A 23,279-nucleotide genomic window follows, 5' to 3' on the forward strand; every position below is an offset into this window, starting at 1 on the left:
GCTCAATCCTCCAGGCGCGGGAAGCGGCTGGCGATGTCATCGCCGGTGAACTTCGCGACCCAGCCTTCCGGGTTGTTGAACAGGCGGATGGCCACGAAATGCGGATGCTCGCCCATGTCGAACCAGTGGGGCGTGCCGGCAGGCACCGAGATCAGGTCGTTCTTTTCGCACAGCACGGCGTAGACGTAATCATCGATGTGCAAGGTAAACAAGCCACGACCGGCGACGAAAAATCGTACTTCGTCTTCACCATGGCGATGTTCATCGAGGAACTTGGCGCGCAGCTCGGCTTTTTGCGGGTGATCGCTGTTGAGGCTGATGACATCGACCGTGACATAGCCTCGCTCAGTCATCAGGCGGTCGATCTGGCTCTGGTAAGCGGCAATGACCTCGTCCTGGCTGGCGCCGGGCTGGATTTTCGTCGCGGCTTCCCAACGGTCGAAGCGAACGCCTTTCTCGGCCAGGGTCGAGGCGATGTCTTCAAAATGGGTCAGCACCTTGTTCGGGATGTCAGGGCTTGAGACGTGGTAGACGGACAGGCTGCTCATGGCTATGGCTCCAGCAAATTAACGGTTCAGGAGTGCGCGGGTCTTGAGCTCGCACTCGAACAGGAACTCGAACGCTTCGATCTGGCGCAGTGCATCGTTCATGCCCGGCCCCCAGGTGTAGAGGCCGTGACCGCGAATAAGATAACCGACGCAATCGGGATGCGCCTCGAGCCAGGGCTGCACTTTGGCGGCCAGGCGCGCGATGTCCTGGTCATTGTCGAAAATCGGCACACGGACCCGGGATTCGTGAGTCGAAATACCGCTGAAGGCCTTTTGCAATTCGTAGTCTTCGAAGTCGATGAAGGCTTCGGCGGTCAGGCGCGACAACACCGTGGCGTTCACCGAATGGGTGTGCAGCACGGCACCGATCTGCGGCCGCCAGCGATACAGCTGGGTGTGCAGCAGGGTTTCAGCGGACGGTTTCTTGCCCGGTTCCAGGCTGTTACCGTCCAGGTCAGTGGCCAGCACATCGTCCGGGCCCAGTTGCCCCTTGTGCTTGCCGGACACAGTCAGCAACGCCTGGTCAGGGGCAAGCCGGGTCGAATAATTGCTGCTGGTGGCCGGGGACCAGCCGCGGCCATATAAAAAACGCCCGGCGTCGATGATTTCCCGGGCGAGCTGTTCACGGGTAAGGCTCATGGCCTGTCCTCTTGCATACGTGTGGCAATGATAACGGCTGCAGCGAAGGCTGCGAGGCTGGCGATGCTGAAAGTCCACGTGGCGCCCAGGGCATTCCAGCTGTAGCCGGAATACAACGCCCCCAAGGCCCCGCCCGTGCCGGCCAGCGCCGCATACAGCGCCTGGCCCTGGCCTTGCTGGCGGGGGCCGAAGCTACGTTGCACGAAATGAATGGCAGCCGCGTGAAAGCTGCCGAAGGTCGCCGCGTGCAACACCTGGGCAAACAGCAGCACCCAGGGAAACTCAGCCAGCGACCCCAGCAGCAGCCAGCGCAACGCCGCCAGTAAAAAACTCACCAGCAGGACCCGGCGCACGGAGAACCGCGCGAGGATCCGGCTCATCAGCAGGAAGATCAGCACTTCGGCCACCACGCCGACGGCCCAGAGCAACCCGATCAACCCGCGGCTGTAGCCCAAATGCTCAAGGTGCAGGGTCAGGAAGGTGTAATACGGTCCATGGCTGACCTGCATCAGGCCGACACACGTGTAGAACGCCAGTACGCCTGGGTTGCGCAGTTGCCGCAAAAAACCGTCCCCTGCCACCCGTGGCCCCTGCACCGGTTGGGCATTGGGCACCCAGAAGCTGGCGAACACGATGCCGGCCATGATCAGCACCAGCGCCAGCGGATAAATGTCCAGGCTCAGCCATTCGAACAATCGGCCCAACACAACCACGGTGATGATGAAGCCAATGGAACCCCACAAGCGGACCTGGCTGTAGCGCGAGGTTTGCCCGCTCAAGTGGGCCAGGGTGATGACTTCGAACTGCGGCAGCACCGCGTGCCAGAAGAACGCGTGCAGCGCCATGACCATCGCCAGCCAGGCGTAGCTTTTATCGATGAAGATCAGCGAGAAGGTCAACAGCGTACAGATCGCGCCAAACCGCACGATCGCCAGGCGCTGACCGGTGTAGTCCCCCAGCCAGCCCCAGATGTTCGGTGCCACGCAGCGCATCAGCATGGGAATCGCCACCAGCTCGCCGATGCGCGCTGCGTTGAACCCCAGGTGATCGAAGTACAGCGCCAGGAACGGCGCCGTCGAACCGAGCAGCGCGAAATAGAACAGGTAAAAACTGGAGAGCCGCCAGTACGGCAGTGCCGCCATGGTCGTCAGGCCACGGCGGTCGGCAGGCCAACCATCAAAGCTGGCCCAGCACCGGAGTGCTGACCCGTACGTCGGCGTTCTGGCCGCGATGACGCAGCAGGTGATCCATCAGCACGATCGCCATCATTGCCTCGGCGATGGGCGTGGCCCGGATGCCGACGCATGGATCGTGACGACCCTTGGTGATGACGTCCACCGGGTTGCCATGAATGTCGATGGAACGGCCCGGCGTGGTGATGCTGGACGTCGGCTTCAAGGCCAGGTGCGCCACGATCGGCTGGCCCGAGGAAATGCCGCCGAGGATGCCGCCGGCGTTATTGCTCAGAAAACCTTGCGGGGTCAGTTCGTCGCGGTGCTCGGTGCCACGCTGGGCAACACAGGCGAAACCGGCGCCGATTTCCACGCCCTTCACGGCGTTGATGCTCATCAGCGCGTGGGCCAGCTCGGCATCGAGGCGGTCGAAGATCGGCTCGCCCAGGCCGGGCCTCACGCCTTCGGCCACCACGGTGATCTTCGCGCCAACCGAATCCTGGTCACGGCGCAGTTGGTCCATGTAGGCCTCGAGCTCCGGCACCTTGTCCGGATCGGGACAGAAAAAGGCGTTCTGCTCCACCGAATCCCAGGTCTTGAACGGGATTTCGATAGGTCCTAGCTGGCTCATGTAGCCACGAATCACGATGCCCTGGCTGGCCAGGTACTTCTTGGCAATCGCCCCGGCCGCCACGCGCATGGCGGTTTCCCGGGCCGAACTGCGACCGCCGCCACGGTAGTCGCGCTCACCGTATTTGTGGTGGTAGGTGTAGTCGGCGTGGGCCGGGCGGAACAGGTCCTTGATGGCCGAGTAGTCCTTGGACTTCTGGTCGGTGTTGCGAATCAGCAGGCCGATGGCGCAGCCGGTGGTACGCCCTTCGAACACGCCAGAGAGGATTTCGACTTCATCGGCTTCCTGGCGCTGGGTGGTGTGGCGGCTGGTGCCGGGCTTGCGGCGGTCCAGGTCACGCTGCAGGTCGTCCAGGGAGATCTCCAGGCCGGGCGGGCAGCCGTCGACAATGGCGACCAACGCCGGGCCATGGCTTTCGCCTGCGGTGGTAACGCTGAACAGCTTGCCGTAGGTATTGCCGGACATGCAGGGTGCTCCGTGAATTCGCTGAGAGACTCAACCTTGGATTCGTAATGGGCGCCAGTATACGCAGGCTCCCCGAGTAGTTCATCCTCGAACCTTATCGGTGCCCGCCAGTCCAACCGGCACCTTCGCAACTAATGGCGTGATGATGTTAAGAGTGCTTGCCTTGAGTCTTACCCTGCTTACCGGCCTGCTTCCCGGCCTCGTCCAGGCCACGGTGCTGCAACGTCCCATCAGCCTTGATACAGGCAGCGGTGAGCTTTTCGGTTCGCTGTTGCTGCCCAAGTCCGACACACCGGTGCCGGTTGTCCTGATCATTTCCGGGTCAGGTCCTACGGATCGCGACGGAAACAACCCCGACGGTGGCCGCAACGACAGCCTCAAGCGCCTGGCCTGGGTGCTGGCCAAGCACAACATCGCCAGCGTGCGCTATGACAAACGCGGGGTGGCCGCCAGCCTCGCGGCGACACCGGACGAACGCAACCTGAGCGTCGAGGCCTACGTGGCGGATGCCGTGGCCTGGAGCCACAAACTCGCCGCCGACCCGCGGCTGGGCCCCTTGGTTATCCTGGGGCACAGCGAAGGCGCGTTGATCGCCAGCCTCGCCGCCCCGCAGGCCAACGCCGCCGCGGTGATTTCGGTGTCCGGCAGCGCCCGGCCAATCGATCAGGTACTGCGTCAACAGTTGAGCAGCCGCCTGCCAGCGCCGTTGATGTTGCGCAGCAATGAGTTGCTCGACAGCCTCAAGGCCGGACGGCTCGATGAAAACGTGCCAGCGCAACTGCAAGTCATTTTCCGTCCCAGTGTGCAGCCTTACCTGATCTCGCTGTTCCGCCAGGACCCGGCCCGAGCCTTCGCAGCGCTGAAGATGCCGGCGTTGATCATCCAGGGCAGCCATGACATCCAGGTCAGTGTCGATGACGCCAGGCAATTGAAAGCCGCCAAGCCCGACGCTGAGCTGGCGTTGATCGAAGGCATGAACCACGTCATGCGCATCGTGCCCAACGACGTGAAACGGCAATTGGCCTCCTACAAGGATCCCAACTTGCCCCTGGCCGCTGAACTCGGCACGCATATCCTGAATTTTATTGGCGCGTTAGCCGCCCATTAAGCGGTTTTAGTGGCAACTGGCTCTCCAGTCCCGGCAAAAACGGCCGATAACCCGGTGTCGGACAGCGCAATGGCTGCCGAGGGCCGGCCTGGACAGGATTTTTGCCGTTATGACTGAAACTGAAACTTCACCCGTCACCGCCGACGAAACGCCCGCCGCTCCAGCTGTGGAGCACCCTTGGGCGGATGTACACGCAGAGCATCACAAAATGCTCCGCCTGGCACCGCTCAAGACCGACCGCGCCACGGGTGCGCGGCCGCTGCGCTTTGTCGAATTCAGCTACGCCGAGCGCCACAGCAAAGAGCGCAGCTTGCTGCGCATGAGTATTCAACTGCCGGGCCAGCGGGTGCGCAAGGAACAGAATCATCTGGACGTCTGGGCCGATCACGTCGAAAAACGCCTGTACTTTTCTCCGGACAGCCTGCAAGTCGAGCCCATGAACCGTGGCATCGGTCGTTTCCTGGCCGCCCAGGGCATCACCTGGGCGAAGAAGCGCTGGTCGAGCTACCGGGTGGACGGCGCCGACCTGAACAATAAAGATGCACTGAACGAAGACACCCGCCTACGCCGCGACCACTTCATGAAGGCCCACGGCTTCGAGGTGGTCTACGCCGACGCCCAGCACCTCAAAGGCAGCGTCAAGCCCGCCCAGGTTGGCAATCTGCTGGGGGACTGGAACACCGAAAAGCTGCAGTTCGTGGAAATCCTCGAAGCCGCGCAGATGCTCCAACAAGCCGAGCAGAACCTGGCGGAACAGGAAGTCAAACTCAAGAAGCAGGAAGAAAAGGTCACCAAGTTCAAGCGCGAAGACGCTGGCCTGCGCTTCACCATTACGTGTCTGGTGGCCTTTGCCATGTTCCAGGCGGGGTTGCTGATCTGGATTGCCACTCGGCACTGATTGAGGGCGGCATGCGCCCTGTGTGGCCCGGGGGACATGCACCCTGTGGCGAGGGAGCTTGCTCCCGCTCGGCTGCGCAGCAGTCGTAAATGCGGCGGATGCGATTGGCCTGAAAAATCACGATGCCCGGGTTTTCGGGGCCGCTTCGCGGCCCAGCGGGAGCAAGCTCCCTCGCCACGAAAGCCGTTCACCGTCGATCTGATCAAACCCGCGAAGCAAACACCCCCTGATGCTGGCGGCACTGCTCGGCACTGAGCATGAACACCCCGTGCCCGCCGCGCTCGAAGTCCAGCCAGGCGAAATCGACTTCCGGGTACAGCGCCTCGACGTGCACCTGGCTGTTGCCCACCTCGACAATCAACAACCCCTTCTCGGTCAGATGATCGGCCGCCTCGGCCAGCATCCGACGGACCAGGTTCAAGCCGTCATCGCCACAGGCCAGGCCCAGCTCCGGCTCATGCTGGTACTCTTGCGGCATGTCGGCGAAATCTTCCGCATCGACGTAGGGCGGGTTCGACACGATCAGGTCGAAACGTTGCCCCGGCAATCCTTCGAAGCCGTCGCCCTGGACGGTAAACACGCGCTCGTCGACACCGTGACGTTCGATGTTCTGGTTGGCCACTTCCAGTGCTTCGAACGACAGGTCGGCCAGCACCACTTCGGCCTCGGGGAATTCAAACGCGCAGGCGATACCGATGCAGCCGGAACCGGTGCAGAGGTCGAGAATCCGTGCAGGTTCCTGGCCCAGCCAAGGCTCAAAACGTTTTTCGATCAGCTCACCGATGGGCGAGCGCGGAATAAGCACGCGCTCATCGACAATGAACGACATCCCGCAGAACCAGGCTTCACCCAACAGGTAGGCCGTCGGAATGCGTTCTGCGATGCGCCGGCGCAGCAAACGCTGCACATGCACCAGTTCTTCGTCTTCGAGACGGCAATCCAGATAGCTATCGGCAATTTCCCAGGGCAAATGCAGTGCACCCAACACCAGTTGGCGGGCTTCATCCCACGCGTTGTCGGTGCCATGGCCGAAAAACAGATCCTCCCCGTGGAAACGACTGACGGCCCAACGGATATGGTCGCGCAGGGTACGAAGGCGGGAAGTGATCACGGCGGCAAACTCCAGAAAAAAACGACTGGCGAGTCTACCAGCCAAACGCCGCCCCACCAAAACAGGGCTCAAAGACGAAGGAAAAACGCCGGGCTAAACGTAGGATTTGTCCGTTTTTTGCGACACCCATTGAACAAGGCGAGCATCTTGACAAGGCTGTAGGCCAGCAACGGCGGCCCTTGCGATGGAAGCGATTCACAGAACCGCTCAGCCAGAGGACAATGTCGCAAAAGCCCCACTCGAAGGAGCCCCAGAATGTCCGTTCCAAAAACGATGTTTCAACTCAGCGGCCGTGGTTATGCGGCGGCCAATCTGAGTCAAGCGACGCTGATCATCATCGATGCCCAGAAAGAATACCTCGCCGGCCCCCTGGCCTTGAGTGGCATGGATGCGGCCGTCGGGAACATCAAGCAATTGCTCGGCGCAGCCCGTGCCGCCAACCGGCCGATCGTGCATGTGCGCCACTTGGGCACCCATGGCGGGCTGTTCGATCCGCAGGGCGAACGCGGGGAATTCATTCCGGGCCTCGAGCCCCAGGGCGACGAAACCGTGATCGAAAAGCTGCTACCCAGCGCCTTCCACGGTACCGAGTTGAAAAAGCGCCTGGAAGACCTCGGCCCCCTGGACCTGATCGTCTGCGGGTTCATGAGCCACTCCAGCGTCAGCACCACCGTGCGCGCCGCCAAGAACCTGGGCTTTCGCTGCACCCTGGTGGAAGACGCCTGCGCCACCCGCGACCTGCCGCACAAGGGCGGCGTACTCAGCGCCGAGCAAGTGCAGCAGACCGAAATGGCGATCATGGCGGACAACTTCGCCACCCTGGCCCTGACCCGCGACTTCATCTGAAACCCCGGATGGGCGGCTGCTACGCCGCTCATCCGCAAAAGCCTCTCATTTGCCGCAATTGCCGTAGGGTCAGGAACAACCCGAACATCTTCCGGTCGAAGGGCCGATACCCATTGAGGAAGGTCGGAATGAAGTTATCCGATGGTTTTGACGCACGTCGCTTGCGGCCCAAAGGCCCGAGCAACTGGCGTTTTCGTTTCGGCGCAGCGATCGCTGCGCTCCTGGCAACGCTCGGCGTCCTGCTGGCGATGGCCGGTGTCGCCAGCCTGCTGGGTCGCCCACCCGCACTGGGCGACCTGAATGCCACCCCGCTCGGTTCGGCGATCATTCTGGCAGTCGGTCTTCTCGTACTGCTGCTGGGCGTCTGGCTCTGGCGCCGCTGCCGCCGTCGCGCCCGCCAATCCCTGGAGCTGGCCATGGCTCCACACCTGATGAAAAAACACGACTGACCCGCCATCCGACGTTTTGTCGCGCCTGATCCGCCAGTAGTTGGGTAAACTGGCCGGCCTTCGCGGAGGCTGACATGCAAGACGACGACTTTTCCCTGTTCAAGAGTGCGATCCAGGGCGTAAAACCGATCAAGCACGATCGCGCCGAAACCGGCAAACCCAAGGCCGATCGCGCACAGATCGCCAAGCTGCGCCAAGCCGCCACCGTGCGCACCGACGCCACGACCGTAGACGGTTTGTCCGATCAGTTCGTGATCGACGTAGGACCGGAAGACGAGTTGATGTGGGCGCGCGACGGTGTCCAGGAAAGCCAGATGCGCAAGCTGAAGGTCGGCCAGATCCCCTTCGAAGGCAGCCTGGACCTGCACGGCATGACCGTGGAAAAGGCCCGGGAAACCCTTTGGGCGTTCCTGGCCGAAGCCACCAAGTTCGAAATCCGCTGCGTACGCGTCACCCACGGCAAAGCCGTGCGACTGGACGGCAAGCGCCCGATGATCAAGAGCCACGTCAACACCTGGTTGCGCCAGCACCCGCAAGTGCTGGGCTTCACCTCCTGCCAGGCGAAACACGGCGGAGCCGGCGCGGTGTACGTGATGCTCAAGCGCACCATGATGGAAGGCCGCGACGAGTAGCGCCCGATTGCCGAGCTTGCAGCGCCGTGTCCGCCACCGTACCCTTGCCCTTTGCGTAAAATCCCACAGGTAGTTTCATGTCTCTGGAACAGAATTACACCGCGATTCTCGGCCAATTGGGCGAGGACGTTTCCCGCGAGGGCCTGCTCGACACGCCCAAGCGCGCTGCCAAGGCCATGCAGTACCTCTGCCGCGGTTATGAACAGACGCTGGAAGAAGTCACCAACGGTGCCTTGTTCAGCTCCGACAACAGCGAGATGGTGCTGGTCAAGGACATCGAGTTGTACTCGTTGTGCGAGCACCATTTGCTGCCTTTCATCGGCAAGGCCCATGTGGCCTACATCCCGAGCGGCAAGGTGCTGGGGCTGTCGAAAGTCGCGCGCATCGTCGACATGTACGCCCGTCGCCTGCAGATCCAGGAAAACCTCAGCCGCCAGATCGCCGACGCGGTCCAGCAAGTGACCGGTGCCTTGGGCGTGGCTGTGGTGATCGAGGCCAAGCACATGTGCATGATGATGCGCGGTGTGGAAAAGCAGAACTCCTCGATGATCACCTCGGTGATGCTCGGCGAGTTCCGGGAAAACGCTGCGACCCGTAGCGAATTCCTCAGCCTCATCAAGTAACTGTCGTTTGAAGAAAACCGGCATTGATCGCCGGTTTTTTTTCGCCCGTGAAAAATCAGGTAAGCTTCGCGCCCTCTTCTTCCCTGCTGCGAGGCTTGTACCGTGATCGTCAAAGCGCTTCGAGTTGGCCTGGGCCAGCTCATCATCTTCATCGATTTCATCACCCGCCCGAGCAAGAAACAGCGCCCGGCCGAGGCCCAATCACACGTTGATCAAGCGGCCCGCAGCCTGACGCTTTATCAGTTCCACGCCTGCCCGTTCTGCGTGAAGACCCGCCGCACCCTGCGCCGCCTCAACGTACCGGTGGCGCTGCGCGATGCGAAAAACAATGAGCAGGATCGTCAGACGCTGCTGGAACAAGGCGGCAAGATCAAAGTGCCGTGCCTGCGTATCGAAGAAGATGGCAAGACCACCTGGATGTATGAGTCCAAGGTGATCATTGATTATCTGGATAAGCGATTTTCTGCAGTCTGATAATTTTGTGGTGTATTTGGGGGCCTCATCGCGAGCAAGCTCGCTCCCACAGGGGGCTGGTGTTGATTGAAAATCTGCAATCATCCACAAATCCACTGTGGGAGCGAGCTTGCTCGCGATAGGGCCAGCAAGACCACTGCAAAACCTCCTGATATCAAGCCGCTTTTGCAGCCAACGCCTCCCGCACCACCCCCGCCAACCGCTTGAGCCCTTCATCCAACCGCGCCGGGTCGATGTGGCTGAAGTTCAAGCGCAGGTGCCCCGGATGCTGGTCCGGTTCGGGGAAGAATGGCTCCCCTGGCATAAATGCAACGTCCACGGCCAGGGCGGCGGCAAGCAAGGTGCGGGTGTCCAGCGGTTGCTTGAGGGTCAGCCAGAAAAACAGCCCGCCCTGGGGCACATTCCAATCCGCGAGGTCGGTAAAATGCTTCTCCAGCGCGGTCTGGAAGCGGTCACGCCGGTCCCGGTAGAAATCCCTCAACTCACTCAAATGATGGCGATACTGTTCGGTGCCGATCCATTGCAGGGCCTGCCATTGACCGATGCGATTGGTGTGCAGGTCCGCCGACTGCTTGAGCCGCAGCAGGTGCGGGAACAAATCCGGGCTGGCGATCAGGTAACCCACCCGTAGTCCCGGCAGCAGGGTCTTCGACACCGTGCCGGTGTAGATCCAACTGGCCTTCTTCAGCCGACTGACAATCGGCGTGGCGCTGCCGCCGTCAAAAGTCAATTCGCGATACGGTTCGTCCTCAACCAGGGTGACGCCAAACTCATCCAGCAGCGCCGCCACCGCATCGCGCTTGGCCTCGCTGTAGCGCACCGCCGACGGGTTCTGGAAGGTCGGAATCAGGTAGATGAACGCCGGCCGATGCCGTTCCAGCCGAACCCGTAACGCGTTCAGGTCCGGACCATCGGCTTCCAGGGGCACCGTGATGCAGTCGGCGCCAAACAGTTGGAAAATCTGCAACGCCGCCAGGTAAGTCGGCCCTTCCAGCAGCACTTCAGTTCCGACGTCGATGTGCAGCTTGGCCGCCAGATCGAGGGTTTGCTGGGAGCCGCTGACCACCAGTACCTGGCTCGCTTCACAGGCCAGGCCCAGCGAGCGCGCCTGCGCCGCCAAGGCCTCGCGCAAGGCCGGCTCACCTTCGCTCATGCCGTATTGGCCCATGGACACCGGCATGGCCGCCCAGTCCACTTTCGGCAGCATGGCTTCGGCCGGCAGGCCACCGGCGAACGACATCACTTCCGGGCGCTGCGCCGCGGCGAGGATTTCTCGGATCAAAGAACTTTTGAGGCGCGAGACACGTTCGGAAAAAGCCATGGGGTCACCTGTAGCGGGTCGCTAGAAAAATGAGTCAAACTAGTTGACCGAAATTACTCCGACCTCTGTGGATACGTCAACATGCTTGACCTTAAAAACCCAACCGCCCAACAAATGGCCATGGAAGCGTTTTTCTTCGGTTACCAGGCGTTCACCGCCAAGGCCGATGAGATGCTCGAACGCCGGGGTTTGAGTCGGGTCCATCAGCGCATCGTTTTTTTTATAGCCCGCTACCCGTCCCTGAGCGTGAAGGAGTTGCTGGCGGTGCTTGGTGTAAGCAAGCAAGCGCTGAACATGCCGTTGCGGCAGTTGATGGAAATGCACTTGGTGAACAGTGTCGCGTCCGAGACCGACAAGCGTAAGCGGCTGTTGGAGCTGACGGCCGAGGGCGAGCGCTTCGAACAAGCGTTGCGCCGTGAGCAGGTGAAGTTGCTGGAGCGGGTGTTTGCCGAGGCTGGGGAGACGGCAGTGGATGGGTGGCTGGCGGTGAATCTGGCGCTGGGCAAGTCTGGCGACTGAAGGCGTCTGGTCCGACGCTATCGCGAGCAAGCTCGCTCCCACAGGGTCCGTGGACGCTTACAAAATTAATATTCAACGCACTCCACTGTGGGAGCGAGCTTGCTCGCGATAGCGCCCCCAAGGGCGATATATCCCTATCGCCAAACATTTCGTCGACAAAACAGAAAACATTATTTGCTTTATTTGTATACAAAAGCATAATTCGCTTCGTGCGAGTTCCTGACCATAAGGTCAACAAACTTCGCCAGCCTTACCGCCTCAAAGCCTCGCCATTCCCTTCAGGGAGTGTGCGGCGCTGGAAATAACAATAAAACTCTTGAGGAGTACTCGCTGTGGAAAGCCGCAAACCCGAAGCCCAGACGCTGGACCTTTCGCCGCCACTGCGCCGTGGCTGGCTGGAACGCCTGTTCAAACTCAGCGTGCATGGCACCACGGTGAAGACCGAGTTGCTTGCCGGCCTGACGACCTTCATCACCATGGCCTACATCATTTTCGTCAATCCCAATATCATGGCCGACGCCGGCATCGACCACGGCGCCGCTTTCGTCGCCACCTGCATCGCCGCGGCCCTGGGTTGCCTGTTGATGGGCCTGTACGCCAACTGGCCGGTGGGTTTGGCGCCGGGCATGGGCCTGAACGCGTTCTTCACCTACACCGTGGTCGGCACCATGGGCTACAACTGGGAAACCGCGTTGGGCGCCGTGTTCATTTCCGGCGTCTTGTTCATGCTTTTGACCCTGTCGCGGGTCCGGGAATGGCTGCTCAACAGCATTCCGGTGAGTCTGCGGTTCGCCATGGGAGCGGGGGTCGGCTTGTTCCTCGGGCTGATTGGCCTGAAAACCGCCGGGATCGTCGTGGACAGCCCCGCGACCCTGATCAAGCTCGGCTCGTTGCGTGAGCCCGGTCCGCTGCTGGCTGCGGTGTGTTTCCTGATGATCGCCGTGCTCAGTTATCACCGGGTGTTCGGCGCGATCCTGATCAGCATCATTACCGTGACCCTGGCCGGGTGGGGCCTGGGGTTGGTGCAGTACAACGGCATCATGTCGACACCACCGAGCCTGGCACCGACCTGGATGGCGATGGACGTGGCCGGGGTGTTCAACGTCAGCATGATCAGCGTGGTGCTAGCCTTCCTGTTCGTGCACATGTTCGACACCGCCGGCACCCTCATGGGCGTTGCCCAGCGCGCCGGGCTGGTGAAAGCCGATGGCAAGATCGAGAACCTGTCCCGCGCCTTGAAAGCCGACAGCGCTTCCAGTGTGTTCGGCGCCATGGTCGGCGTGCCACCGGTGACTAGCTACGTGGAAAGCGCTGCCGGTGTGGCAGCGGGTGGCCGGACGGGGCTTACCGCCGTGACCGTCGGTGTGCTATTTATTGCCGCCATGTTCTTCGCGCCGCTGGCCGGGATGATCCCGGCCTATGCCACCGCCGGTGCCTTGATCTACGTCGCCATGCTGATGATGGGCGGCATGGCCCACATCGAATGGGACGAAGCAACTGACAGCATCCCGGCCATCGTCACGGCCATCATGATGCCCCTGACCTTCTCGGTCGCCGACGGTATCGCCCTGGGTTTCATCACCTACGTGGTGCTCAAGGCGGGTACCGGCAAGTACAAGGAAGTCTCAATCAGCCTGTGGGTGCTCTGCGCGATCTTCATCGCCAAGTTCATCTTCTTGTAAGCGATACCGTATCCACCCGCCTCACCCCTGGGTGAGGCTTTTGTACATCAGGAGCAAAGCAATGAATCTGGAAACCTGGCTGTTGTTCAGCGGCGCCGCGTTGGTGGTGATCCTCATCCCCGGCCCACTGTCGCTGTTGATGATTGGCAACAGCTTGAACTACGGCCTGCGCCGCTCGTACCCGGCATTCCTCGGCGGGGTGATCGCCTCGATCTGCCTGTTGAGCGCTTCGGCGTTGGGGCTCGGTGCGTTGTTGATGGCATCGGAACAGCTGTTCAGCGCCCTGAAAATTGTCGGTGCGCTGTACCTGTTCTACCTGGCCTGGCAGAGCTGGCAGCAATCGCGCCAACCGGCCCAAGGCGCCGAGGTACCCCAGGCCGCCGCGATCCCACGTTTTCGCGCGTTGTTCGGCCGAGCTTTCGTGCTGGGCGCCAGCAACCCGAAGGACATCCTGTTCTTTGCCGCTTTCCTGCCGCAGTTCCTGAGCGCCGAGCAGCCGTTCCTGCCGCAACTGTTGATCATGATCGCCACCTGGACCGTTCTCGACCTGCTGTGCAAGCTGGCCTATGGCTTCGGCGCCCATGGCGCTGCGCGGTATTTGCGTACGGGGAAAGGCCAAAGCTGGTTCAACCGTATCAGTGCAGGATTGTTTGGCGGCGCGGGCGCAGCCTCTTTACTGTCCAGTCACTGAGCCTTCGTTATTGACGTCAGGGTTTGCAAAACACGGCAACAACCAATCGATATACACCCTTCAGGAAAACACCTTAGATAGAGGGCCATCCACATCATCGTTGAACAAGGACGTTCACAATGGCCAAGATTTTTTATCCCGACCCTGTTTCTGACGACCAGGCCGTGGTCATTACGGACCTGGGCTTTCGTAGCACTGAACACACGGTCGAAACACTCGACTTCCGGGCAGCCAATGAAACGCTGCTCAGCGCGGAACACAAACAGAGGCAGGCCCAACTCGAAGTCGTCGATAAACTTTATGGACCGCTTCCCATTGGCGCCGTGAAGGTGACCCGTTCAGCCCTGGATGCGTTGGGCGCCACGACCGATGGACTACCGCTGACAGGGGACAATACCTTTTTCCGCATCCCCAATCGGTTCTTTTTGAACTCGTTACAGTTCTGCGCCGCTGACATCGAAACACGTATAACGCTCAGCCCCGACGTGGACGACTATCGGTTACTCACATTACTTTTCGAAATAGCGAGTCAACGTCCGCCCACGGCGCGCCCATTGTTGAGGGGAAGTCCTGATACACAGGCTGAACCAACCGGTTATCGAAGCTCGCTTGAAAAGCTTTTAAACGCCGCCCAGAGACTCAACCTCCATGCGGTCTCGCAAACCATGAGTTGGGTGAGCCAAGCGAAGAGTACCCTCCTCATCCCAACGGGCCTTGGCCTCCAGGCCTTCGGCATCTACAGCGGTCTGCGAGGCCTGCAGGACGCCATCCAGAACAGGGACGCTTACCAGACGGTCTTCAACGGGGCCGGCGTGGCGGCCGAGATGGCCTCGATCGGTGTCGAGGCAGCGGTGACCCGACAAGCCACTCAGATGATCAAGGCCGGGCAGAGCGCCCTAGGGGATTTCGCCAAAACAGGCTTCGCCATAAGGCTCGCCCGTGGAAGCGGCCTGATTGCCAGCGTACTGACACTGCCTTTCGACATCATCGCCGCTGTCGACTCTTTCAAGGCCGCCGCCCGCGCCACCGGCAAAGAAGCCACCGATCACTACGTCAGCGCCTCTTTGAGCGTCACCAGCGCGGCCATGAGCTTGACCCTCGGTATAGCGGCACTGGCAGGTTTCAGTTCGGCCGGTCCTGTGGGCCTTGCCGCGGGGCTTATCCTGGTGGTTGGATCACAAATCTGGGGCGCGATTCGTCAAGTCGATGAAATCGACGACTATATAGAGCTCACCGTACACGAGCGCCTGCGCACCGGTTGGCTCGCGTTCTGGGCAATCAGCCCGGATAAAGACATCCAGGATCGCTACACCCTCGCCAAAGCGACCGCCGAACATACCAAACTGCTGCGGGCCAATGCCTTGTACTTGCTCAAAGGCCCATTGAAAGACAGCACTGAGGCGATCGTAAACGGTGCATTCACCGTAGAACTCGAACCGGTGACTTACACCACTTGGAATTGGTGGACGGGAGAAAAATACCAGGCCACGACAGTACGTCCCAGGATCAAGGACAGCGACGACTGGATCGATGCGAGGAGTGGCGTTACAGCTCAGACGCCCGGCGCAGTGATTGAAACGTCGGCGGAAGATAAAGGCATCCATTGGTATGTCGGCGGAGGCAACGACACTGTACTAGGCACTGAAAACCAGCCAAATGTCTTCCATTACGGGGCGGGCGTTAAAAAACTGACCGGTGGCGTGAAAGATGACGTTTTCATCTTCGAGGGCTCGGCAGAGCCTCTCAGTGGAGGACAAGCAACAAATACCCTGGTGGGTGGCTTGGGCAATGACACGCTCATTTTATCGGGCCGTACCCGCAATAGTCAGGAACCGCGCCTGGGTTATCAGGTGGACTTGGAAGCCGGACAAGTATCCATCATCACTCAAGCCAGCCATGACACAGAGGGCGGACACTATCGCCACGCGGTCCTTGAAGGCATTGAAAATGTAGAAATCCCTGAGGGCGGTACCAACGTCATCAAGGGTACCGCCGGCTCGAACATCATCAAATCCCGTGGCAATGATTCAATCGAGGCAGGCGCCGGAAATGACCGGATTTTTATTCTGACTGGAAACAACCGCAACGCCGACGGAGGACCTGGCGATGATGCCTATGCCATCGCCCATAAACCCGGCGGTGTATCCATCAGCGAAGACGGCGTAGACAGCAGCGTCATCGCACTGGACTGGAGAGCGGACCTGATTGAAAGCTGGCAAATTGAAGAAAGCCACTTGGTTATTACTTCATGTTTTGATGCAAGCGACGGGGAGTTTCGCAAAGTCACCATCAGGAACGTCTATGACAACACGGATAACCCAAGGACCTTGCAAAACAACAGGCTGACGTTCATCACCCGGGATGGCTACCATTTGGTACCCGACTTGCCTGACACGATCGAGCACAGCGGCCCGCTGGATATTGAAACAATGGTGGTGCAGCAAGGAATACCGCGAAACCCGGCCATCCTGAAGGATCGAAGCGAACAGCAAGTCGCCCATGACAAAGACACGAGTTATTATGTTTCCCGTATTAATGAACTCACCACACTCAAGGTCAAACAAAAAAGCAAGTTCTCCACCACGCTCCATCTGGACTATCTCCACTGCGAACTGACACGTATCGAGGCCCATTACAGCGTCCACGTCACTCAGGAAGATGAAAGGGACACCCTGAAATATGGCGAATGTGGCCTGACGTTACACTTCGGCGCTCGCCGGGTCGTCTTGAAGAACCTGGCAAGTTCCGATGAACGCTATAGCGCGCAAAACAAGAAGACAGGACGGCGTGCATTTTCCGCCTTGGGTTCACACCATACTTTTATCTTGATCATGAATGATGGCTCGTCCTATCGGCTGGTCCAACCCTCGTCCGACTATGGCCTGTTGCTGGATGAAACATTCATCGGTAAAGATCCGGTGCAGTGGAAAACAGATGCATCACTGTCACTCATGCCGACGAAAAAGAATTATCCCTTTCTACAACCCTCGGACAAACCTCCCCACTCCATGGGCAGTTGGGCAACCTGCGCCATGCTGACATCACCCACGGAACAGACGGGCATCGAAGTCCTGATTGGCGAAGGCGCCACCTACCTGGTTCACCTGAGCCCGGACATGACGATACGCCTGTCCACGCCGGGCGCACTGGCCGGCGCCAATCCCCGGTTACCCCACGCCTCTACATGGGAGCTCGACGCCAGGCACCTCGGTCAAGTTGAGATAAAACTGTCCTCCAACCTGCTGCAGATCGGCGCAGCGATCATTCATCTTCCCGTCTATGGAGCTGAAGACCTTGTCGACCAGGTGCGAGTCATCACTGCACAAGGCGTCGTTTATGCTGTCGACAGCCTGTTTGAGCGAGTTTATGTAGAAGCGCTTGATGGCCGGTATTTTGCCCCTCTCACCGATCCCAGCGCAGGATGGCCCAGCGCGCTGTCGAGCCTGACATCCGCCGAACTGAAGGTGCTTCACATTGCCGTCAAAGATGGGTCTCCTGGTACCTTGAGCTACAACCTCAAAACCCGCAAATGGACCCTTGATACAGATAAGTCCCGAGTCATAGAGGTGGCGAATCTGAGAAAAACAAACCTGTGTGAACACGCGCTCAAGATCTATCAGGATCTGGCCCGCGAAGGCCTCAACCAGAATCCACCCATGAGTGATGACGCCCTTCGTTTGTTGCGCGAAAAGTGCACAGAACTGATGGAGAGCTTCACATTCGGACACTCGGTGATGTTTGCCCGAGCGCTCGCACTGAGCGCGGCCTTCGGCATAAGGCTTTCTCAACTGAGTTGGCTCCTATCATTGGGTGAAGCCTCTCCCAAACATACATAGCCTTCACGAATCTTTTTCGAAGGTTTTTTCAGACGCCATATATATGTAGTGCATCTGCCTGTTGGTTTTCCACGAACATTCTTAAGCCCGAGGCCTGCCAGCTATACGACAGGCCATTCGCTTCATGGCCACATGAAGCATCAATACTTAAGAACAGGCATTTTCAATGAGTCCAAGACGAAACACCCGGCCCAATATTCCAAAGTCGTCCCCTGATACGCCTCACTCCAGTCGCGAGACGCCACTGGAAACAACGCTCGGAAATCCCATGAGAGGAGAAGGGACCGATCAGGCAGCCGTCTCACCCACCGGACACCCAATTGAAGCCCCTGATTTTCAGCGCCCGACCATTCAGATATCCGAAATGGCATCACAGACCTCCATCAGTGACGCGCCCCTCTCGGTAGCGCTGGACAATTATTACCTTTCGCCCGAGCTGGTGCCGATGTTGTCGGAGCCAGACGCAATCTCTGGAATCCGAACGTTCAGGACACGCACCTACGTCGAGCTTTCAGAGGGTGGGACCGTGCTGCTTGGACGCGATTCCGAGCAGAACTACAGAGCCCGATCAGGCATCGAACTCGTCGCCTCCGGGCCCCGCCTGGAGCAAGTGGAAGGCAGCCACCTATGGCGTCGGACTGCGCACCGAGAGGTATTCAATAAAAACTGGGGGATTGACCCAAGATTCACAGTGTCCGAATTCATCACCCTGGACAATGTTCACTACAAGGTGGTGACACGCAGCGACGCGCGAGAACACCCGATCGCCTACATTCAGCCACCCACGCATCCCACCTATGACTTTGACCTGTTGGAAGCCACCCTCAGGCATACGCCTGACGAGCAGCCCCGAGGCGCAATGCCAATCCCACCGGACAACCATTGGGAAATTGACGCCCGGCTTCCCTTTGAAAAACCACTGACGGCTTACGTCAGGGATTGTTTTCCAGAAGTCACGACAACCACCCTGGAAAACATCGCAAGAAAGCAATTTGAACTCGCCAATAACGCGCCGTTCGCCGACGCTGCGGGTTTCACCGCCCTGCGGCAAATTTTCCACAGCTGGAAAAACGCGACGCCCACGCCGCATCCGCACTGGTCCGATCCGCTCTTGATGCTTACGATTCTTCCGACCGCTTCCTCGTCCAGAGGGGCTGCCCGCTCGATAGCCCTGCCCATCCCATCCTCAACGGGGACGTTGGAGCGGCTGGATTTTGATCCCTTGCGGTTCCAGCGACAGTGGCTTTCTTTCCAGACGACATACACACCCGTGGAGTTCAAACGCTTTATGGCCGCCCTTCTGACCCGCAATGGCTACACGGTCATGGAGCCAAGCTCTTACAACAGTTTTCCAGCGTTGGTATTCCAACGAGCAGAGCATGACCATGTATTTTTCATGGGCCTGCATCGCACCAGGATCCCAAAGATTTCCTTGCCAACGTACCTGGATCCCAATACAGCCGGCGTCCTCTTGGAGAACCAGATCGGCGAAGCCGCGGCGAAAGTCGTCAGGGACGCCCACGTTGCCAACAAAATCATCTGGCTCAAAGGCGGTACTGAAATCCGCCCAGGCGTTGCAGACACGATCTTTATCATCCGGGATGACAATTCCAGGCTGTAAATACACCGCCCAAAAAAAGCCCGCAGTGTGAGCGGGCGAAAAACCAAAGAAGCGCCATGCGCAGTCGCTTCCAGGACGAGGCAGTTGCTTGGAGATCAACTGCCTCGATAGGTCGAATAGGCGTAAGGCGAAATCAGCAGGGGCACGTGGTAGTGATCCTCCTCGGCCGACAAGCCGAAACGCAGTACAACTACATCCAGGAACGCCGGTTCGGATAACTGGACGCCACGGGCGCGGTAGTAATCGCCAGCGTGGAATTGAATCTGGTAGACCCCGGTACGGTAGTCATCCCCTTGCAACAGCGGCGCATCGCAACGGCCGTCGCTATTGGTCAACGCACTGGCGACCAGCTGCAACTGTGAACCTTCAACGCGGTACAACTCGACCTTGATCGAGCTGCCCGGGCAGCCGTGTGCGGCATCCAACACGTGAGTAGTCAAACGTCCCATTGATTGCATGCGCCTCCTGATTGGTTGAAAGAAAGGCCGCACCGTTTCGGGGCGCGAAACGCTACGGCAATGTGCGAATTAAGACACTTTAAAATAAAATTGTACACAATAAAAATTACGCCTTGCCCCTGCCCTCCTTCAGGCCGACGCTACGGCTAAATCTCCGGCCATTTCAATGGATACAATGACTTTGTCGCGACTAACTGACCAGATGGGCAGGTTTATTGCAGCATAGACCAGCCTGAGTCCAGCGTGAAAAATGCGAAAAATCAGGCTTACAAAGCGCGCACAAAGTTGTATACAATCAATCCATCGTCGTGACGCCAGCCTATGTTCCATCGCCAGGGCGCCACCTACATGGTTCGAACAAGAAGGAAGACTGCAGTGAGCGCTGACTACCCACGCGACCTGATCGGTTACGGCAGTAACCCTCCCCATCCCCAGTGGCCGGGCAACGCCCGTATCGCCCTGTCCTTCGTGCTCAATTACGAGGAAGGCGGCGAGCGCAACATCCTGCATGGCGACAAAGAGTCCGAAGCGTTTCTCTCGGAGATGGTCGCGGCGCAATCGCTGCAGGGCGAACGCAACATGAGCATGGAATCGCTGTACGAGTATGGCAGCCGTGCCGGTGTCTGGCGGGTCCTGAAGTTGTTCAAGGAATTCGATATCCCGCTGACCATTTTCGCCGTGGCCATGGCCGCCCAGCGGCATCCGGACGTGATCCGCGCCATGGTCGCCGCCGGCCATGAAATCTGCAGCCACGGCTATCGCTGGATCGACTACCAGTACATGGATGAGGCCCAGGAGCGCGAGCACATGCTCGAAGCGATCCGCATCCTGACCGAGATCACCGGCGAACGTCCGCTGGGTTGGTACACCGGCCGCACCGGCCCCAACACCCGTCGGCTGGTGATGGAAGAAGGTGGGTTCCTCTATGACAGCGACACCTACGACGACGACCTGCCCTACTGGGAACCGAACACGCCCAACGGCAAGCCGCACCTGGTGATCCCGTATACCCTCGACACCAACGACATGCGCTTCACCCAGGTGCAGGGTTTCAACAAGGGCGATGACTTCTTCCAATACCTCAAGGACGCCTTCGACGTGCTGTATGCCGAAGGTGCCGAGGCGCCGAAGATGCTCTCCATCGGCCTGCACTGCCGGCTGATCGGCCGCCCGGCCCGCCTCGCTTCCCTCAAGCGTTTCCTCGAATACGCCAAGGGCCATGAACAGGTCTGGTTCAGCCGCCGTGTTGACATCGCCCGCCATTGGCAGCAGACCCACCCTTGCCCGCAAGCTTCGAAACCGGGAGCTTCGAAATGACAGCGTTCCAGACCCTCAAGCCCTCCACCTTGAGCCGCGAAGCGTTCGTCAACGCCTTCGCCGATATCTACGAACACTCGCCATGGGTCGCCGAAAAGGCTTTCGACCTGGGCCAGGATCCGTCGATCGACCTGATCGAAAACCTGCACCAGCGCATGAGCGACATCCTGTTGAGCGCCGATCACGCCAGCCAGCTGGCCCTGATCAACGCTCACCCGGACCTGGCCGGCAAAGCCGCCGTCCAGGGCCAACTGACCGAAGCCAGCACGAACGAACAGGCCGGCGCCGGTATTCACCAATGCACGGCCGAAGAGTTTCAACGCTTCACCGAGCTGAACGACGCCTACAAGGCCAAGTTCAAGTTTCCCTTCATCATGGCGGTAAAAGGCAGCAACCGGCATCAGATCCTTGCGGCGTTCGAAACGCGCATTCATCACTCGGTAGACACCGAATTCAAATGCGCGCTGGCAGAGATCAACAAGATCGCGTTGTTCCGACTACTGACCCTTTAGCGAGCAGCCTCCTGCAAGCATCCCCAGCCAACTTATTTAAAGGCAGACAAGAAGAATGAAAGCTTACGCCGTACCTTTCGAGAAGTTCGTCAACCTGGCCGACGCCCGCCTGGGCACCCGGATCATCTCGGTCACCGATGACTGGTTCGCCGACGCCAATCGTCTGTTCCAGCCGACCCCGGCCGTGTGGAAGGAGGGTGTGTTCGATGACAACGGCAAGTGGATGGACGGCTGGGAATCGCGTCGCAAGCGCTTCGAAGGCTACGACAGCGCAGTGATCCGCCTGGGCGTGGCGGGTTCGATCAAAGGCGTGGACATCGACACCTCATTCTTTACCGGCAACTACCCGCCATCGGCCTCTTTGGAAGCCTGCTTCCTGAGCGAAGGCGAGCCGGACGAAAACACCCAGTGGACGGAAGTGCTGTCGGCCGTCGAGTTGCAAGGCAACAGCCACCATTACCATGAAATCAGCAACGACCAGGCCTTCAGCCACTTGCGCTTCAACATCTACCCCGATGGCGGCGTGGCCCGGTTGCGGGTCTACGGCATTCCGTACCGCGACTGGTCGGCCGTGGGCGACAACGAACAGATCGACCTGGCTGCGGCCCTCAATGGTGGCCGTGCCCTGGCCTGCTCCGACGAACACTTCGGCCGCATGAGCAACATCCTCAACCCGGGCCGTGGCGTCAACATGGGCGACGGCTGGGAAACCGCCCGTCGGCGCACCCCGGGCAATGACTGGGTGATCGTCGCCCTGGGCCATGCCGGTACCGTTGAGCAAGTCGTCGTCGACACCCTGCACTTCAAGGGCAACTACCCGGACAGCTGCTCGATCCAGGGCGCCTTCGTCAAGGGCGGCACCGACAGCCAGATCGAAACCCAATCGCTGTTCTGGCGCGAACTGCTGCCGAGCCAGAAACTGGAGATGCACGCCGAACACACCTTCGCCGAGCAGATCAAGGCCCTGGGGCCGATCACCCACATCCGCCTGAATGTGTTCCCGGATGGTGGCGTGAGTCGTCTGCGGGTGTTGGGCAAGGTATCGAAATAAGGGTGAACCCAAATCGCGAGCAAGCTCGCTCCCACATTTGAAATGCATTCCCCTGTGGGAGCGAGCTTGCTCGCGATGGCGGCACAACAAACAACATAGAATTCAAGGTAAGAAGACAGCATGCGCACACTCAAGATCGAACCGTTGACCAAAGAAGCCTTCGCCCCGTTCGGTGACGTAATCGAAACCGACGGCAGCGATCACTTCATGATCAACAACGGTTCGACCATGCGCTTCCATCGCCTGGCGACGGTGGAAACCGCCACGCCGGACGATCAGGCGATCATCAGCATCTTCCGCGCCGACGCGCTGGACATGCCGTTGACCGTGCGCATGCTGGAGCGCCATCCGCTGGGCAGTCAGGCGTTCATTCCGCTGCTCGGCAACCCCTTTCTGATCGTGGTCGCGCCACTTGGCGATGCACCTGTATCAGGCTTGGTCCGCGCCTTCGTCACCAACGGCAGGCAGGGCATCAATTACCATCGCGGCGTCTGGCACCACCCGGTGCTGACGATCGAAAAGCGGGATGACTTCCTGGTGGTTGATCGCAGTGGCACAGGCAATAACTGCGATGAGCATTTTTTCCAAGAGGATGAATTACTGATCCTCGCCCCCCACCAATAAGAGAAGCGTCCGATCACGCGAAAACAAGCGTGACGGGCGAGAGGTAAAGAC

Annotated in this window: 23 protein-coding genes; 16 read left to right on the forward strand and 7 right to left on the reverse strand. The window is 59.6% G+C overall.

Features of this window, described 5'->3' with window-relative positions; translation table 11 throughout:
• Nucleotides 1–2: 2 nt before the first annotated feature.
• From QNH97_RS20890 to aroC, 4 genes are read right to left on the reverse strand one after another with little or no spacing between them, the layout of a single operon-like run.
• Nucleotides 3–548 (reverse strand): 1,2-dihydroxy-3-keto-5-methylthiopentene dioxygenase, encoded by a 546-nt coding sequence (locus QNH97_RS20890; RefSeq protein ID WP_123415875.1) that lies wholly within the window; start codon nt 546–548, stop codon nt 3–5.
• Nucleotides 549–566: 18 nt separating this feature from the next.
• Entirely contained in the window at nt 567–1,187 is a 621-nt protein-coding gene (locus QNH97_RS20895) for a methylthioribulose 1-phosphate dehydratase (RefSeq protein ID WP_283553716.1), read from the reverse strand.
• A complete protein-coding gene (locus QNH97_RS20900) occupies nt 1,184–2,329 on the reverse strand; it encodes an MFS transporter (protein WP_283553717.1) in 1,146 nt (381 codons plus the stop codon). The genes QNH97_RS20895 and QNH97_RS20900 overlap by 4 nt, the downstream gene beginning before the upstream one ends.
• A 34-nt stretch (nt 2,330–2,363) precedes the next feature.
• Nucleotides 2,364–3,455 carry a chorismate synthase gene (aroC, locus tag QNH97_RS20905; protein WP_283553718.1) on the reverse strand — a complete coding sequence of 364 codons (1,092 nt, stop codon included), beginning with the start codon at nt 3,453–3,455 and terminating at the stop codon, nt 2,364–2,366.
• Nucleotides 3,456–3,597: 142 nt separating this feature from the next.
• On the opposite strand from aroC, the gene QNH97_RS20910 reads away from it, so the two are divergent.
• Together QNH97_RS20910 and QNH97_RS20915 are read left to right on the forward strand one after the other, a co-directional pair.
• The gene (locus QNH97_RS20910) at nt 3,598–4,563 is read left to right on the forward strand and encodes an alpha/beta hydrolase (RefSeq protein WP_283557521.1); all 966 of its coding nucleotides are present in this window, start codon (nt 3,598–3,600) and stop codon (nt 4,561–4,563) included.
• 109 nt (nt 4,564–4,672) lie between these two features.
• Nucleotides 4,673–5,461, forward strand: coding sequence for a hypothetical protein (locus QNH97_RS20915; protein ID WP_283553719.1), 789 nt, complete (start codon nt 4,673–4,675; stop codon nt 5,459–5,461).
• A gap of 202 nt (nt 5,462–5,663) precedes the next feature.
• Here QNH97_RS20915 and prmB read toward each other — a convergent pair whose 3' ends face one another.
• Nucleotides 5,664–6,572, reverse strand: a complete 909-nt coding sequence (gene prmB, locus QNH97_RS20920) for a 50S ribosomal protein L3 N(5)-glutamine methyltransferase (protein WP_283553720.1) — start codon at nt 6,570–6,572, stop codon at nt 5,664–5,666.
• Nucleotides 6,573–6,827: 255 nt separating this feature from the next.
• Between prmB and QNH97_RS20925 the strand changes: the two genes are divergently transcribed.
• The 5 genes from QNH97_RS20925 (at nt 6,828) to QNH97_RS20945 (ending at nt 9,596) form a co-directional block, all read left to right on the forward strand.
• Nucleotides 6,828–7,418, forward strand: a complete 591-nt coding sequence (locus tag QNH97_RS20925) for a cysteine hydrolase family protein (protein ID WP_283553721.1) — start codon at nt 6,828–6,830, stop codon at nt 7,416–7,418.
• 128 nt (nt 7,419–7,546) lie between these two features.
• Nucleotides 7,547–7,867, forward strand: coding sequence for a hypothetical protein (locus QNH97_RS20930; RefSeq protein WP_283553722.1), 321 nt, complete (start codon nt 7,547–7,549; stop codon nt 7,865–7,867).
• A 74-nt stretch (nt 7,868–7,941) separates the two neighbouring features.
• Entirely contained in the window at nt 7,942–8,499 is a 558-nt protein-coding gene (locus QNH97_RS20935) for a Smr/MutS family protein (protein ID WP_025214971.1), read from the forward strand.
• Between the two features lie 77 nt (nt 8,500–8,576).
• The gene (gene folE / locus QNH97_RS20940) at nt 8,577–9,122 is read left to right on the forward strand and encodes a GTP cyclohydrolase I FolE (RefSeq protein WP_003204506.1); all 546 of its coding nucleotides are present in this window, start codon (nt 8,577–8,579) and stop codon (nt 9,120–9,122) included.
• A gap of 102 nt (nt 9,123–9,224) precedes the next feature.
• Nucleotides 9,225–9,596, forward strand: a complete 372-nt coding sequence (locus tag QNH97_RS20945; RefSeq protein ID WP_283553723.1) for a glutathione S-transferase N-terminal domain-containing protein — start codon at nt 9,225–9,227, stop codon at nt 9,594–9,596.
• Nucleotides 9,597–9,750: 154 nt separating this feature from the next.
• On the opposite strand, the gene QNH97_RS20950 is transcribed toward QNH97_RS20945, so the two are convergent.
• Nucleotides 9,751–10,917, reverse strand: coding sequence for an aminotransferase-like domain-containing protein (locus QNH97_RS20950; protein WP_283553724.1), 1,167 nt, complete (start codon nt 10,915–10,917; stop codon nt 9,751–9,753).
• A gap of 81 nt (nt 10,918–10,998) precedes the next feature.
• Here QNH97_RS20950 and QNH97_RS20955 point away from each other — a divergent pair, with 81 nt between their 5' ends.
• From QNH97_RS20955 to QNH97_RS20975, 5 genes are all read left to right on the forward strand, one after another.
• The gene (locus QNH97_RS20955; protein WP_283553725.1) at nt 10,999–11,436 is read left to right on the forward strand and encodes a MarR family winged helix-turn-helix transcriptional regulator; all 438 of its coding nucleotides are present in this window, start codon (nt 10,999–11,001) and stop codon (nt 11,434–11,436) included.
• 332 nt (nt 11,437–11,768) lie between these two features.
• On the forward strand, nt 11,769–13,118 hold the full coding sequence (locus QNH97_RS20960) for an NCS2 family permease (protein ID WP_502944404.1): 1,350 nt from the start codon (nt 11,769–11,771) through the stop codon (nt 13,116–13,118).
• 61 nt (nt 13,119–13,179) lie between these two features.
• Nucleotides 13,180–13,809 carry a LysE family translocator gene (locus QNH97_RS20965; protein ID WP_283553726.1) on the forward strand — a complete coding sequence of 210 codons (630 nt, stop codon included), beginning with the start codon at nt 13,180–13,182 and terminating at the stop codon, nt 13,807–13,809.
• 119 nt (nt 13,810–13,928) lie between these two features.
• A complete protein-coding gene (locus tag QNH97_RS20970; RefSeq protein ID WP_283553727.1) occupies nt 13,929–17,645 on the forward strand; it encodes a calcium-binding protein in 3,717 nt (1,238 codons plus the stop codon).
• 364 nt (nt 17,646–18,009) lie between these two features.
• Nucleotides 18,010–19,266: a hypothetical protein gene (locus tag QNH97_RS20975; RefSeq protein ID WP_283553728.1), complete on the forward strand. Its 1,257-nt coding sequence runs from the start codon at nt 18,010–18,012 to the stop codon at nt 19,264–19,266.
• A 95-nt stretch (nt 19,267–19,361) separates the two neighbouring features.
• On the opposite strand, the gene uraH is transcribed toward QNH97_RS20975, so the two are convergent.
• Nucleotides 19,362–19,715, reverse strand: a complete 354-nt coding sequence (uraH, locus tag QNH97_RS20980; RefSeq protein ID WP_283557523.1) for a hydroxyisourate hydrolase — start codon at nt 19,713–19,715, stop codon at nt 19,362–19,364.
• A 384-nt stretch (nt 19,716–20,099) separates the two neighbouring features.
• Between uraH and puuE the strand changes: the two genes are divergently transcribed.
• The 4 genes from puuE to QNH97_RS21000 all read left to right on the forward strand — a co-directional run bounded on the left by puuE (nt 20,100) and on the right by QNH97_RS21000 (nt 23,228).
• Nucleotides 20,100–21,041, forward strand: coding sequence for an allantoinase PuuE (gene puuE, locus QNH97_RS20985; RefSeq protein WP_283553729.1), 942 nt, complete (start codon nt 20,100–20,102; stop codon nt 21,039–21,041).
• The gene (gene uraD, locus QNH97_RS20990; RefSeq protein ID WP_283553730.1) at nt 21,038–21,553 is read left to right on the forward strand and encodes a 2-oxo-4-hydroxy-4-carboxy-5-ureidoimidazoline decarboxylase; all 516 of its coding nucleotides are present in this window, start codon (nt 21,038–21,040) and stop codon (nt 21,551–21,553) included. Before puuE ends, uraD begins: the two co-directional genes overlap by 4 nt.
• A gap of 55 nt (nt 21,554–21,608) precedes the next feature.
• A complete protein-coding gene (alc, locus tag QNH97_RS20995; protein ID WP_283553731.1) occupies nt 21,609–22,604 on the forward strand; it encodes an allantoicase in 996 nt (331 codons plus the stop codon).
• A gap of 120 nt (nt 22,605–22,724) precedes the next feature.
• Nucleotides 22,725–23,228, forward strand: a complete 504-nt coding sequence (locus tag QNH97_RS21000) for an ureidoglycolate lyase (RefSeq protein ID WP_283553732.1) — start codon at nt 22,725–22,727, stop codon at nt 23,226–23,228.
• The last annotated feature ends 51 nt before the right edge of the window (nt 23,229–23,279 follow it).

This window comes from Pseudomonas sp. G2-4 (assembly GCF_030064125.1).
GTDB lineage: Bacteria > Pseudomonadota > Gammaproteobacteria > Pseudomonadales > Pseudomonadaceae > Aquipseudomonas.